This window comes from Curtobacterium sp. MCLR17_059, from assembly GCF_003234665.1.
In the GTDB taxonomy this organism is placed as follows: Bacteria; Actinomycetota; Actinomycetes; order Actinomycetales; family Microbacteriaceae; genus Curtobacterium; species Curtobacterium flaccumfaciens.
Genome location: NZ_QKSU01000002.1, coordinates 38612 through 52693 on the forward strand (window position 1 = coordinate 38612; position 14082 = coordinate 52693).

Below are 14082 nucleotides of genomic sequence, written 5' to 3' on the forward strand. Positions count from 1 at the left end.
AGTTCGGTCAGCCCTGCACGTCGGCGGGGTCGAGGCACTTGTGCCCGTCCTTCGGCAGTGACGACACGGCGTCGGACAGCTCCTGCACGACCGATGACGTGGTCTTCGTCGAGTCGACCACGACCTGGGCTGCCGGTGACCGACCGAACGTCGTGTAGACGACCTGGTCGCCGCGGTCGTCGCGGATCCAGTCGACGCCGCCCTGCGAGAAGCACGGCAGGTCGGACACGGTGGGGACGGCGACACCGCAGTGGTAGATCGCCACCTCGGGGTCGCCCCAGGCAGCGGTCGCCTGCGCGTTCGTGTTCCGCAGGTCGAACTTCGAGTCCACGGTCGCGGGCAGTCGGACCTGCACGGCCGCGCACGCCGCTGCGTTCGCCGACGGGGCGGCGGACATCGACACGGCGTTCGTGCACCCGGTCAGCCCGGCGGCGAGGGTGATCACGGCCCCCACGATCGCGAGGGTTCGAGGGGTGCGGCGCGCGGTGTCCATCGCCGTCCAGGCTACCGTTCTCGTGTGGATGCGACGGACGACGCCTGGGCCGGACCGACGGTGGGGGAGCTCGGCGAACTCGTCGTCCTCGACCGGATCACGAGCCGTCTGCCCGCGGGCACGCCGATCCTCGGCCCCGGTGACGACTGCGCCGTCGTCGCCGCTCCGGACGGCCGCTTCGTCGTCACGACGGACATGATGGTCCACGGTCCGGACTTCCGGTGGGCGTGGTCGTCACCGACGGACATCGGCTGGAAGGCGGCCGCCACGAACCTCTCCGACGTCGCCGCGATGGGTGCCGTACCGAGCGGCCTCGTGATCGCCCTCGCCGCACCGCAGGACACCCCCGTGGCCGTCCTCGAGGGCATCGCCGACGGCTTCCGGCTCGCCGTCGATGCACTCGCGCCGGGGTGCGGGGTCGTCGGGGGAGACCTGTCCACCTCGGCGACGTTCACGGTGGCCGTCACCGCCTTCGGTGACCTGCTGGGCCGCGCGCCCGTGCTCCGGTCGGGCGCGAGCGTCGGTGACGTGCTCGCGGTGTCCGGCGAGCTCGGACGTGCCGCCCGTGGGCTGTCCCGGCTGTTCCGCGACGGCGTCGACGACCGGGGCGAGCCGGACCGCGCCGCGACGGTCGCGAGCGACGCGGACGTCGACCCCGACGTCGGACGCCAGCGCCGCCCGGTGCCCCCGATCGCCGACGGGCCGCTCGCGGCCGGGGCCGGAGCCACCGCGATGCTCGACCTGTCCGACGGCCTGGCGATCGACGCCGGTCGGCTCGCCCGTGCCAGCCGGGTGACGCTCGAACTCGATGCCGCCGCCGACCTCGACGAGGTTGCGCTGCACGGTGGCGAGGACCACGGACTGCTCGCCACGTTCCCGGCAGGCACGGCTCTGCCCGGGGGCTTCCGGCGCATCGGTGTCGTGCGGGAGCGCGGTGACGCGGACGTGCTGCGCGCCGGTGCCGCGGTGCCGACGACCGGCTGGGACCCCTACGCGGACTGGGACGGCGCCGCCGGCTGACTGGGCCCGGTCGGTGCTCCACCGTGTGGCGACAGAACACGCGTCGTTCGACAGGTGCACCGTCGCAGAGCGCGTGCACACGCGCAGAGCGCCTCAGCCGGCGGCGACGGCCTCCCAGGCGACGGTCTCGCCGTAGCTGCGCTTGCTGAACGGCGCGAGCCCCGCCGGCCAGGTGGGCTCGGGGGAGCGCTTGCTCCGCTCGACCACGACCACGGCATCCGGCGTCAGCTTCGGTGCCAGGGCCTCGAGCACCTCGGCGAGCTCGTGCTCGGTGACGTCGTAGGGCGGGTCGATGAACACCAGGTCGAAGGTGCGGACGGTCCCGCGCAGGTACCCGAGCACCGGTTGCGGCTGCACGTCGATCCGGACGCCCGGCACCCGCTGCTGCACGGCCTTCGCGTTCGCCCGGCAGGCCTGCGCGGCGGCGGACGCCCGGTCGACCAGGACGACCTCGGCCGCACCGCGGGACGCCGCCTCGAGCCCGAGCGCGCCCGTCCCCGCGTACAGGTCGGCCACCGACGTGGCCTCGACGAGCCCCCGTGCCTCGAGCGACGAGAACAGCGCCTCGCGCACGCGGTCGCTCGTCGGGCGGGTGCCGGACTTCGGCACCCGGAGCGTCAGGGAGCCGGCGGCGCCGGCGATGATGCGGGTCATGCAGCCACCGTATCGGCCCGACGGGTCCGGTCCGGTGTTCTCCACAGGCCGCTCGGGAGGCGCGGGTGGGGTCGGTCGTGCCCGGTACCGTGGGAGCGTGGTCACCTCCGGAACCCCCGCTGCGCCGGCCGCGCCCGACCTCGGTCCGGCGCCGCTCGACGCGCGGCTCGCGAACGTGCTCGGCGGTCGGACGGCGACGGCGATCGAGAAGGCCTTCGGCTACCGCACGGTGGGTGAGTTCCTCGAGCACGCGCCCCGCCGCTACGCCGAGCGTGGTGCACTGACGGCCCTCGACTCGCTCGCGATCGGCGAACCCGTCACCATCGTGGCCGAGGTGGTCGACGTCCGTGAACGCACCATGCGCGCGCGCCGCGGCTCGATCCTCGAAGCGAAGATCGGCGACGGCAAGGGCCTGCTCACCCTCACGTTCTTCAACCAGGGGTGGCGCACGAAGGACCTCGTCCCCGGTGCCCGGGGCATCTTCTCCGGCAAGGTCAGCGACTACCGGGGTGCCCGGCAGCTCGCCCACCCGGACTACGAGCTGTTCGACCCCGACGACCCCCGCGCCACGGCGGAGCCCGGCTCCGACGAAGCGATCCGGTGGTCGCGCCAGCCGATCCCGATCTACCCGGCGACGGCGTCGCTCACCTCGTGGCAGATCGCGAAGTCCATCGGGATCGTCCTCGACACCCTGCCGGACCTGCCCGACCCGGTGCCGGCGTCCGCGCGGTCCCGGCTCGACCTCGTGCCGTTCCGCCGTGCCCTCGAGCTGCTGCACCGCCCCGAGAAGGTCGCGGACTTCAAGCGCGCGCAGGACGCCCTGCGCTACCGCGAGGCGTTCGTGCTGCAGACCGCCCTGGTGCAGCGCCGGATCGCGGCCCGTCGCACCGCGGCGACCCCGCGCGTGGCCACCCCCGGTGGCATCCTCGAGCGCTTCGACGCCACCCTGCCCTTCACGTTGACGGACGACCAGCGGGCCGTCGGTGCCGACATCGACCAGGACCTCGCCCGCACCTGGCCAATGCACCGGCTGATCCAGGGCGAGGTCGGTTCGGGCAAGACCCTCGTGGCGATCCGGGCGATGCTCACGGTGGCCGAGTCCGGCGGCCAGTCCGCGCTCATCGCCCCGACCGAGGTGCTGGCGGCCCAGCACCTGCGCTCCATCGTGAAGTTCCTCGGGCCGGACCTGGCCGCCGAGCTCCGACCGGTGATCCTGACCGGGTCGCAGTCCACCGACGAACGTCGCCGGGCCCTGCTCGCCGCCGCGTCGGGCAGCTCACGGCTGGTCGTCGGCACCCACGCGCTCCTGGGCGACCGGGTGGACTTCGCCGAGCTGGGGCTCGTGGTGGTCGACGAGCAGCACCGCTTCGGCGTCGAGCAGCGCGAGGCACTCCGCACCAAGGGCACGACCCCGCCGCACGTGCTCGTGCTCACGGCCACGCCGATCCCGCGCACCGTCGCGATGACGGTGTTCGGCGACCTCGACGTCTCGACCATCACGGGCATGCCGTCCGGGCGCGCCGGCGTCGAGACCTTCACGGTCCCGCTGGCGGAGCACCCCGGATGGGAACCCCGGATCTGGTCCCGCATGGCCGAGGAACTCGCCAAGGGCCGCCAGGCGTTCGTCGTCTGCCCGGCCATCGACGACGCCCACACCGAGGACGACGGCGAGCCGGAGCCGGCCGAGGGCGAGGACGACGCCCCGAAGCGTGCGCCGGCGACCGTGCTCGCCACCGCCGAGCGGATGCGCACCATGCCCGTGCTCGAAGGGCGCTCGATCGCGGTCCTGCACGGCCGGATGACCGCCGACGAGAAGGACCGCGTGATGACGTCCTTCGCCGCCGGCGACCTCGACGTGGTCGTGGCGACCACCGTGATCGAGGTCGGCGTCGACGTCCCGAACGCGGCGATGATGGCCGTCCTCGACGCCGACCGGTTCGGTGTCTCGCAGCTCCACCAGCTCCGCGGCCGCATCGGCCGTGGGCAGTGGGCCGGTGTCTGCCTGCTGGTCACCTCCGCCGAGCTCGAGACGACCTCGCGCGAGCGCGTCGACGCCGTGGCCGCCTCGGACGACGGGTTCGAGCTCGCCCGGGTCGACCTCGAGCTCCGGCGTGAAGGCGACGTCCTGGGCGAACGGCAGTCCGGTGGACGGTCCTCCCTCAACCTGCTCCGGGTGGTCGAGCACGCCGACCTCATCGTCGACGCGCGCGGAGAAGCGGAGCGCGTGCTCGAACCCGATCCCGAGCTCGAGGGGTCCCCGGCTCTCCGTGACGCCCTCGCCCGGCGCCTCGACGAGTCCGACGCGGCGTTCCTCGGAAAGAACTGACCCGGAGCCCGACGGCCCGCGCGGTATCGTCGCTGCCATGGCGCAGATCGCGGTGGTCCCCGGTTCCTTCGACCCCGTCACCCTCGGGCACCTCGACGTCATCGGCCGCGCGGCCGGGCTCTTCGACGAGGTGCACGTCCTCGTGGTGCACAACCCCGACAAGAAGCCGGCCATGTTCGAGGCGGTCGACCGGGTTCGGCTCATCAAGGACTCGCTGGTCGAGGTCGGCGCGCCGGCGACGGTCACGGTCGGCGAGTGGACGTCCGGGCTGCTGGTCGACTACTGCCGGCAGGTCGGGGCGAAGGTCCTGGTGAAGGGCGTGCGGTCCGGCGAGGACGTCGCGTACGAGACCCCGATGGCCATCATGAACCGCCACCTGGCCGACGTCGAGACGGTGTTCCTGCTGCCCGAGGCGTCGCGGGCGCACGTGTCGAGCTCGCTGATCCGCCAGGTGTCGTCCCTCGGCGGTGACGTCACGCCCTACGTGCCGAAGACGGTCGCCGACGCGCTCGCGGCTCGCTGAGCGTCCCCGGGGCGGCACCGCGTCCGGACACGCCTGTCGCCACCTCGACTCTCGGCCCCGATCGCGCTAGGCTTGTCGATCGTGTCTTCCCCCGTGAACAGCCCCTACGCCCTGCGCGTGCGCGACCTCGCGCACCGGCCGGGTGAGATGCGCGAGCACTCGCTCGACATCGAGGTGCCCGACGCGATGGGGGCCGGTCTGATCGGCGTCCGACAGGGTGCAGAACTGCACATCGACGTCAAACTCGAAGGCCTGCACGAGGGCGTCCTCGTGTCCGGACACGCTTCGGCCGACGCCACGGGGGAGTGCTCGCGCTGCCTCATCGACATCAGCGAACCGATCGAGGTCGATTTCGCCGAGCTATTCGCGTATGATGCCTCGGAGGATTTCGACTTCTTCGTTCGCGATGACCACGTGGACACCGAACAGGTCGTTCGAGATGCGGTGGTGCTGTCGCTGCCGTTCCAGCCGGTCTGCCGACCGGACTGCCCAGGACTCGACCCGGTGACGGGCGAGCGTCTGGCCGACCTCGGCGAGCAGCCCGCTCGTCAGGTGCTGGATCCCCGCTGGGCAGCGCTCAGCGCGATCGAGCTCGACGACAGCACCGACGGTGACACCACCGCACCGAAGACCACCGAGGGCGAGGAGCGGGCCGAGACCGAGTAGGTCCCGACACCGCCAGCCCCCGTACCGACCACCGACCAACCGAAAGAGATTCACCATGGCCGTTCCCAAGCGCAAGCAGTCCCGTGCGAACACGCACGCCCGTCGTTCGCAGTGGAAGGCCACGCCGATCCAGCTCGTGAAGACGATCGAGAACGGTCAGGTCACCTACAGCCTCCCGCACCGCGCGAAGGTCGTCGAGGACTCGGCCGGCACGCCCCTGTACATGGAGTACAAGGGCCGCAAGGTCGCCGACGTCTGATCGGACCGAACGCATGACGACAACGTCCGGCGCTGCGGGGTCTCGCCCCGCGGGGCCGGACGTCGTTCGTCTGCAGGGCATCCTCGGGGCCGACATCGACCTCGAGCTGCTCCAGCTCGCCCTGACGCACCGCTCCTACGCCTACGAGCACGGGGGCATCAAGCACAACGAGCGCCTCGAGTTCCTCGGGGACTCGATCCTCGGCCAGGCCGTGACCGTGAAGCTCTACCGGTCGTTCCCCGACCTCGACGAGGGTGACCTCGCCAAGCGTCGAGCGAGCCTGGTGTCGACCGTGGCGCTGGCCGAGATCGCCCGGATGATCGGGCTCGGCCGCTACCTGCGCCTCGGCAAGGGCGAGGAACAGACCGGCGGGCGCGACAAGTCGTCGATCCTGGCCGACACCGTCGAAGCCGTCATCGGCGCGACGTACCTGTCGGCCGGTCCCGACCCGGCCACCGAGCTCGTGCTCCGCCTGGTCGAACCGCTCATGATCGACCCGGACCGCTTCGGCGCCGCGATGGACCCGAAGACCAGCCTGCAGGAGCTCGCCTCGAGCCGCTCGCTCGGCAACCCGGCGTACCGCGTCACCGAGACCGGCCCGGACCACGACAAGACCTTCATGGCGACGGTCGTCCTGCAGGGCGAGGACATCGCCACCGGCACCGGGTCGAGCAAGAAGGCCGCCGAGATGGCCGCTGCGCTCGACGCCTGGACCCGGTTGTCCGGCCGAGCGGCCTGACCGCGTGCCCGAACTCCCCGAGGTCGAGGTCGTCCGCGCCGGCCTCGAACCCGCCGTCAGCGGCGCGCGGGTCCTGCACGTCGACGTGGTCGACGACCGTGCCCTCACCCGGCACGACGGCCCCGCCGAGGACTTCGCCGACCGACTGACCGGTCGCACGATCGCCGCTGCCGTCCGCCGGGGCAAGTTCCTCTGGATGCCGCTGCAGCCCGAGCGCGACGGGGACCGCCCCGAGGCACTCGTCGCCCACCTCGGCATGAGCGGGCAGATCCTGCTCGGCCGTGGTCGACCGGCGGCCAAGCACCGGCGCATCCTCATCGACGTGCAGCCCGCGGGCACCGACCGCTCGGGTGCGGCGGAGCCCCCGGTGGAACTCGAGTTCGTCGACCAGCGCACGTTCGGCTCGATGGCGATCGACGCGATGGTGCCGACGATCGACGGTGCTCCCGCCGGGTTCGGCGGGCAGGTCGACGCGATCGACCCCGATGCCGTGTGGCGTCGGTGGGTGCCCGGGCAGGTGTCGCACATCGCCCGTGACCCGCTCGACCCCGCCTTCGACGACGACCGGTTCGCCGCGATGGCCCGGAAGCGTTCGAGCGGCATCAAGCGGGTGCTGCTCGACCAGGGCGTCGTGAGCGGCATCGGCAACATCTACGCCGACGAGTCGCTCTGGGCCGCGAAGCTGCACTACGACCGCGCCGCCGACCGCCTCACCCGTGCCGACCTGCGTCGGCTGCTCGACGAGGTCCGCGCGATCCTGCGCCGGGCGCTCGAAGACGGCGGCACGAGCTTCGACGCCCAGTACGTCAACGTCAACGGGCAGTCCGGGTACTTCTCGCAGCGCCTGAACGTCTACGGGCAGCAGGGGAAGCCGTGCCCACGCTGCGGCACGACGATCGTGCGCGAGGCCTTCATGAACCGGTCGAGCCACATCTGCCCCGTGTGCCAACCCCGTCCCCGCGCCCGCACGCGTTAGCCTGACGCCAACCTGAGCATCCGGAGACCGCATGTACTTGAAGAGCCTGACCATCAAGGGGTTCAAGTCCTTCGCGCAGCCGACGACGTTCGCGTTCGAGCCGGGCGTGACGTGCATCGTCGGCCCGAACGGCTCCGGCAAGTCGAACGTGGTGGACGCCCTGGCCTGGGTGATGGGGGAGCAGGGTGCGAAGACCCTGCGCGGCGGCAAGATGGAGGACGTCATCTTCGCCGGCACCTCGACCCGCGGTCCGCTCGGTCGCGCCCAGGTGCTGCTGACCATCGACAACAGCGACGGTCTGCTGCCGATCGAGTACTCCGAGGTGACGATCGCGCGCACGCTGTTCCGCAACGGTGGCAGCGAGTACGCCATCAACGGCGAGAACTGCCGGCTGCTCGACGTGCAGGAACTGCTGAGCGACACCGGCCTCGGCCGTGAGATGCACGTCATCGTCGGGCAGGGGCAGCTCGACAAGGTGCTGCACGCCACCCCCGAGGACCGCCGCGGCTTCATCGAGGAGGCCGCGGGGATCCTGAAGCACCGTCGCCGCAAGGAGAAAACGCTCCGCAAGCTCGACGCGATGCAGACGAACCTGACCCGCCTGTCCGACCTGGCCGGTGAGATCCGGCGGCAGCTGAAGCCCCTCGGGCGGCAGGCCGAAGTCGCGCGCAAGGCCCAGTCGGTCGCCGCGGTCTTCCGCGACGCGAAGGCCCGCATCCTGGCCGACGACGTGGTGCGCCTGCGCCGCGAGCTGCACGACCACCAGGAGGTCGAGGCGGGCCGAAAGTCCGAGCGCATCGTCCTGACCGAGCGGCTCGACCAGACCCGGGTGCGCCAGCAGCACGTCGAGCAGAGCATGGTCGGCGACGACGTCGACCGTGCCCGCACCGTCGTGCACCGGCTCGAGAGCGTGCAGGAGCGCCTCCGCGGCCTGTCGAGCCTGGCGAACCAGCGCCTGATGTTCCTCGCGCAGCAGGCGGACGCCCCGCAGCAGGGCCCGACCGTCACCCAGGAGCAGGTCGCCGGGGTCCGTGCCGAGGCCGACCGCCTCGCCGGCCGCGCCGACGAGATGCAGGGCGGTTCGGCGACGACCGCCCGCGCGGTGCAGGACGCCCGCGCCGCGCTGGACGCCCTCGACGAACGCATCGCCGCCCAGGCAGCCCGGGTCTCGCAGCACGACCTCGAGGCACAGCGGCTCGCCAGCGCCGTCGACGTCGCCCGGTCGAAGCGCGGTTCCGCCGTCGCCGACCGCGAGCGGCGGGAGCGGGCACTGGCCGAGGCCGGGGAACGTGCCGAGCGTGCCGCGGCGGCCCTCGCCGAACTCGGTGTCGACCCGTCCGAGGGTGTCGACGAGACCGCGCTCGCGCAGACACTGGAGCAGGCGCGCGTCGAGCTCGAACGGGCCCAGACCACGCGCGACGAGCAGCGCGACCGCCTCCACGCCCTCGAACGCGAGCGGGACGCCCTCGACGCCCGGGTCACCGCGCTCGGCATGTCGATCGAGGTCCGCGACGGTTCGCAGGCCCTGATCGACGCCGGTCGCGCGGGCATCGTCGGTCGCCTGGCCGACAGCCTGACGGTCTCGCCCGGGTTCGAGGCCGCGATCGCCACCGCGCTCGAGGGACTCGCCGACGCCGTCCTCGCGGACGACCGCGGTGCAGCGCTCGACGCCGTCGACCACGCCCGCGCTGCTGACCTCGGCCGGATCGACGTCGTCGTCGCGGACGCCGCAGCCGTCACCACCGCCCTGCCCGAGACCCTGCCGGCCGGCGTCCGCCGTGCCACGGACCTGGTGCAGGGACCGCCGGCGTTCGCGTCGATCCTGCGGGACACGCTGGTCGCGGAAACCGACGACCTCGACCTGGAGGCGGTGCTCACGGCCGCCCCGCACGCCACCTTGGTCATGCGGTCCGGCGACCTCGTCCGTGCGGTCCGCGTGACCGGCGGCGGGGAGCGCGTGACCTCGCGCATCGAGCTCGTCGCGGAGCGCGACGACGCCGTGACGCGCCGCGACGCGATCGCGACCGACGCCGAGGACGCGGCCACGGGCCTCCAGGCCGCACGCAGTGCCGTCGAGGACGCACGCCGCCGTGCGGACGAGGCCGACGCAGCATCCCGCGCGTACACGCGGGCGAAGGCCGAGTACGACCGCACGAGTGCGTCGACGCGGGCGAAGGCGGAGAACGCCGCGGCCGAGGTCGAACGGCTGCGTGCCGCGCTGGCCGAGACCGACGGCGCCGTCGAGACCGCCGAGGCGGTGCTGGCCGAGGCCGAGTCGGCGCACCGGGCCTTCACCGAGCAGGAGCGTCCCGTGGTCGACGCGTCTGAGCGTCCCGCGCTGCAGGACGCGCTCGAAGCCGCACGTGCGGCCGAGGTCGAGCAGCGGATCCAAGTCGAGACCGTGCGCGAGCGGGTGCGCGCCGAACGGAACCGCGCCGACCAGCTCGAACGCCAGCTCGAGGCCGAGCGCGCCGCCGCCGAGGAGGCCGCCCGGCTCGCCGTCATCCGACGCGGCCAGATCCGGACCGCGGAAGCCGTGCTCGCCGACCTGCCCGGGGTGCTCGGTGCGGTCGACCGTTCGCTGGCCGAGGCCCGGGTGCAGCTGGCGACGGAGGAAGCCGAGCGGTCGAAGCGCAACACCGAGCTGCAGACGATCCGCAACGAGGAGCGCGAGCTCCGCGACCGCCTGCAGACCATCACCGACGGCGTGCACTCGCTCGAGATGGAGATCTACGAGAAGAAACTGCACGTGTCCGGTGTCCTCGACCGGGCGCAGAGCGAGCTCGGGCTGACCGAGGCCGTGCTGGTGGCCGAGTACGGGCCGCACGTACCGGTGCCCGTCGACGTGCTCGTGGACCCGCGGGTGCGCGCGCGGAAGCACCGCGAGGCGGAGCGCGCAGCGGCGGCCGCCGCGGCCGAAGCCGCGGGTGTGACCGAGCCGGAGGTACCGGAAGAAGCAACTGCAGAAGCGGGTCCCGACGCCGACGACCTGGCCCTCGTCGACGCCGAGTCCACGCTGCCCGGCGGCCCGGCCCTGCCCGAGTTCGACACGTCCGACGAGGTCGACCCGGCCGACGTCGAGACCGTGCCCTACGTCCGTGCCGAGCAGGAGAGCCGGCTCAAGGCCGCCGAGCGCGACCTCGGACAGCTCGGCAAGGTGAACCCGCTCGCGCTCGAGGAGTTCCAGGCGCTCGAGCAGCGGCACGCGTTCCTCGCCGAGCAGCTCGAGGACCTGCAGAAGACCCGGACGGACCTGCTGACGATCATCGACGAGCTCGACACGAAGATGCAGACGATCTTCGAGTCCGCGTTCAACGACACGAAGGAAGCGTTCGACGTCATCTTCCCGATCCTGTTCCCGGGCGGCTCGGGGTCCATCAACCTGACCGACCCGACCGACCTGCTCGGCACCGGGATCGACGTGCAGGTGAAGCCCGCCGGCAAGAAGATCGACCGCCTGACCCTGCTGTCCGGCGGCGAGCGGTCCCTGGCCGCGGTGGCGCTCCTGGTCGCGATCTTCACCGCGCGGCCGTCGCCGTTCTACATCATGGACGAGGTCGAGGCGGCACTCGACGACGCCAACCTCGGCCGCCTGCTGACCGTGTTCGAGCGGCTCCGCGAGTCGTCCCAGCTCATCGTCATCACGCACCAGAAGCGCACGATGGAGATCGCCGACGCCCTGTACGGGGTGTCGATGCGGCAGGACGGCGTCTCGGCCGTCGTCGGGCAGCGGGTGCAGAAGCGCGAGCCGGCGGACGCGGTCGCCTAGGCGCCCGAGCTTCGCACCCCGTTCCGCGAAAGCGACAGATCTCCGCCGACAGTTCGCGGCGATCTGTCGCTTTCGCGGGGATCACCTTGGGCCGGTACCGAGATCTGTCGCTTTCGGAGAGCCGTGCACGTCACCACGACAGACGGGAGGCGCGGTGCCAGCTGGCACCGCGCCTCCCGTTCTGTCAGGTGCGTCCGGACAGGACGCCGGGTCGCTACGCGCGACCGCGGATCGTCCGGAGCAGCCAGCCGATGACCGCCAGCAGGATGAGCACGATGCCCACCCAGAGCAGGAACTTCAGCGCACCGACGAAGATGCCGCTGAAGAGCAGGACGAGGCCGACGATGATCGCGATGATCAGCAGTGCGGGCATGAGGGTCTCCTATCCCTGGAACGAGACCGAGCAGATGCCCGGACCGTCAGGGACGCTACTCCTCGGCGTGCCGACGCGTTCGCTCAGCCGACGGGGCCGCCTTCGCTCAGCCGACGAGGTTCTGCACGAACACGTGCGGCGTGAAGCCCGTCAGGTCGTTGATGCCCTCGCCCTGCCCGATGAGCTTGATCGGGATGCCGGTCTTCTCCTGCACACTCAGCACGAACCCGGCCTTGGCCGAGCCGTCGAGCTTCGTGATGACGAGGCCGGTCACACCGGCGCCCTCGATGAAGGCCTGGGCCTGGGCGAGTCCGTTCTGGCCGGTCGTCGCGTCGAGGACGAGCAGGACCTCGCTGATCTCGGTCTGCTTCTCGACCACGCGCTTGATCTTCGTGAGCTCGTCCATCAGGCCGGCCTTGGTGTGCAGACGCCCGGCGGTGTCGATGACGACGATCTCGGTCTGGTCGCGGATCGCCTTCTCGACGGTCTGGTACGCCACCGACGCCGGGTCCTGCCCGGGCTGCGACGGACGGACGACGTCGACCCCGGCGCGCTGGGCCCAGGTGGCGACCTGCTCGACCGCCGCGGCGCGGAACGTGTCCGCCGCGCCGACGAGGACCGTGCGGTCGTAGGTCTTCAGGAACTTGGCGAACTTGCCGATCGTCGTGGTCTTGCCGACGCCGTTCACCCCGACGACGAGCACCACGGCGGGCCGCGCGCTGAGCTTCAGGGTGGTGTCGAGCTTCGAGAGCCGTTCCTCCAGGACCTCGCGGAGCATGCGCTGCAGGTCGGCGGGGTCGGTCGTGCCGTACCGGTCGACGCGGGCGTGCAGGTCCTCGATGATCTCCTCGGAGATGTCGGGCCCGAAGTCGGCGCCGATGAGGGCGGTCTCGAGGTCCTCCCACGTGGTCTCGTCGATCGTCTTGCGCTGGAAGAGGCCGCGCAGCCGTGTGGACAGTGACCAAGAACTCGCCATGCTCCCAGCTTAGAGCGCGGCACATGTCCGCTGTGCCCGGTATGCTCGGGATCACGAAGGGGAGTATTCCCTCTCGGTGACCCCGTCAGTACGGTCCGGAACGATCCGGCCCCGGGGCGCCGGTCGTGCGGCACCGGTTCCGGTGCGGGACGACGGAAGAGACCTTCAGGCCTCGGCGTACCCACACATCAGCGGCGCGCCCTACCTGAAGGAAACCGTGGACGTCCCACTCTTCGTCTGGCTCATCACGATCGCCGGCATCCTCGCGCTGCTGGTGTTCGACTTCTACTCGCACGTCCGCACGCCGCACGTGCCCCACATCCGCGAATCCGCGTTCTGGTCGGCCTTCTACATCGGGCTGGCGATCCTGTTCGGCATCGGCATCCTGGTGTTCGGCGGCGGGCAGGCCGGTGGCGAGTACTTCGCCGGCTGGCTGACCGAGAAGGCGTTGTCGGTCGACAACCTCTTCGTCTTCCTCATCATCATGTCGAGCTTCGCCGTGCCGAAGGAGTTCCAGCAGAAGGTCCTGCTGGTCGGCGTCGCGATCGCGCTCGTCGCCCGCGGTGTGTTCATCGCCCTCGGCGTCACGATCATCGAGAACTTCTCGTGGGTCTTCTACCTGTTCGGTGCGCTGCTGTTCTGGCTCGCCTGGTCGCAGGCCCGCAGCGGCAACGACCACGGCAGCGAGGGTGAATCCCGGCTCATCCGGATCCTCAAGCGCATCATCCCGACCTCGGACCACTACGACGGCGACCGTCTGACCACCCGCGTCGACGGCAAGCGGCTGTTCACCCCGATGCTGCTCGTCATGGTCGCCATCGGCCTGACCGACGTGCTCTTCGCGCTCGACTCGATCCCCGCGATCTTCGGGCTGACGCAGGACGCCTTCATCGTGTTCACGGCGAACGCGTTCTCGCTGCTCGGCCTCCGGCAGCTGTACTTCCTGATCGCCGGGCTGCTCGAGCGCCTCATCTACCTGGGTCAGGGCCTGGCCGTCATCCTGGCGTTCATCGGTGTGAAGCTCGTCTTCCACGCCATGCACGTCAACGAGCTCCCCTTCATCAACGGGGGCGAGCACATCGAGTGGGCGCCGGAGATCCCGATCTGGTTCTCGCTGGGCTTCATCGCGCTGACGATCGCCGTCGCCACGACCGCGTCGCTGGTGGTCTCGAAGCGCCGCCAGGAGCGCGGGCTCACCCCGACCGGCCAGCCGAAGGAGTCGGTCGAGGCCGACGCGAAGTAGTCGTCACCACCTGACGGACAGGAGGCGCGGTGCCAGCTGGCACCGCGCCTCCCGTCTGTCCGGGT

General features: G+C 71.5%; 13 protein-coding genes. 9 read left to right on the forward strand and 4 right to left on the reverse strand.

The genetic code is table 11. The features are described from left to right. Positions 1-7: 7 nt before the first annotated feature. Entirely contained in the window at positions 8-493 is a 486-nt protein-coding gene (locus DEJ12_RS04025) for a DUF3515 family protein (protein ID WP_111029140.1), read from the reverse strand. Positions 494-517: 24 nt separating this feature from the next. On the opposite strand from DEJ12_RS04025, the gene thiL reads away from it, so the two are divergent. Next, complete coding sequence (gene thiL, locus DEJ12_RS04030; protein ID WP_111029141.1) at positions 518-1513, forward strand: thiamine-phosphate kinase; 996 nt, start codon at positions 518-520, stop codon at positions 1511-1513. Between the two features lie 93 nt (positions 1514-1606). On the opposite strand, the gene DEJ12_RS04035 is transcribed toward thiL, so the two are convergent. After that, on the reverse strand, positions 1607-2167 hold the full coding sequence (locus DEJ12_RS04035; protein ID WP_027465899.1) for an RsmD family RNA methyltransferase: 561 nt from the start codon (positions 2165-2167) through the stop codon (positions 1607-1609). A gap of 97 nt (positions 2168-2264) precedes the next feature. Here DEJ12_RS04035 and DEJ12_RS04040 point away from each other — a divergent pair, with 97 nt between their 5' ends. From DEJ12_RS04040 to DEJ12_RS04070, 7 genes are all read left to right on the forward strand, one after another. Next, positions 2265-4493 carry an ATP-dependent DNA helicase RecG gene (locus tag DEJ12_RS04040; protein ID WP_258370484.1) on the forward strand — a complete coding sequence of 743 codons (2229 nt, stop codon included), beginning with the start codon at positions 2265-2267 and terminating at the stop codon, positions 4491-4493. 37 nt (positions 4494-4530) lie between these two features. Further along, on the forward strand, positions 4531-5016 hold the full coding sequence (gene coaD, locus DEJ12_RS04045) for a pantetheine-phosphate adenylyltransferase (RefSeq protein WP_111029143.1): 486 nt from the start codon (positions 4531-4533) through the stop codon (positions 5014-5016). Positions 5017-5109: 93 nt separating this feature from the next. Continuing rightward, entirely contained in the window at positions 5110-5682 is a 573-nt protein-coding gene (locus DEJ12_RS04050) for a DUF177 domain-containing protein (protein WP_071405664.1), read from the forward strand. Positions 5683-5737: 55 nt separating this feature from the next. Next, positions 5738-5941, forward strand: coding sequence for a 50S ribosomal protein L32 (rpmF, locus tag DEJ12_RS04055; RefSeq protein ID WP_017888273.1), 204 nt, complete (start codon positions 5738-5740; stop codon positions 5939-5941). Between the two features lie 13 nt (positions 5942-5954). Then, entirely contained in the window at positions 5955-6680 is a 726-nt protein-coding gene (gene rnc / locus DEJ12_RS04060) for a ribonuclease III (protein ID WP_173034235.1), read from the forward strand. A gap of 4 nt (positions 6681-6684) precedes the next feature. Continuing rightward, positions 6685-7656 (forward strand): bifunctional DNA-formamidopyrimidine glycosylase/DNA-(apurinic or apyrimidinic site) lyase, encoded by a 972-nt coding sequence (gene mutM, locus DEJ12_RS04065; protein WP_111029144.1) that lies wholly within the window; start codon positions 6685-6687, stop codon positions 7654-7656. Between the two features lie 31 nt (positions 7657-7687). Further along, complete coding sequence (locus DEJ12_RS04070; protein WP_111029145.1) at positions 7688-11425, forward strand: AAA family ATPase; 3738 nt, start codon at positions 7688-7690, stop codon at positions 11423-11425. Positions 11426-11639: 214 nt separating this feature from the next. Here DEJ12_RS04070 and DEJ12_RS17940 read toward each other — a convergent pair whose 3' ends face one another. Both DEJ12_RS17940 and ftsY read right to left on the reverse strand, forming a co-directional pair. Then, positions 11640-11798 (reverse strand): hypothetical protein, encoded by a 159-nt coding sequence (locus DEJ12_RS17940; RefSeq protein WP_171907827.1) that lies wholly within the window; start codon positions 11796-11798, stop codon positions 11640-11642. Positions 11799-11904: 106 nt separating this feature from the next. Next, entirely contained in the window at positions 11905-12774 is an 870-nt protein-coding gene (gene ftsY, locus DEJ12_RS04075; RefSeq protein ID WP_017888268.1) for a signal recognition particle-docking protein FtsY, read from the reverse strand. A 217-nt stretch (positions 12775-12991) separates the two neighbouring features. Here ftsY and DEJ12_RS04080 point away from each other — a divergent pair, with 217 nt between their 5' ends. Then, on the forward strand, positions 12992-14017 hold the full coding sequence (locus tag DEJ12_RS04080; RefSeq protein WP_110859106.1) for a TerC family protein: 1026 nt from the start codon (positions 12992-12994) through the stop codon (positions 14015-14017). The last annotated feature ends 65 nt before the right edge of the window (positions 14018-14082 follow it).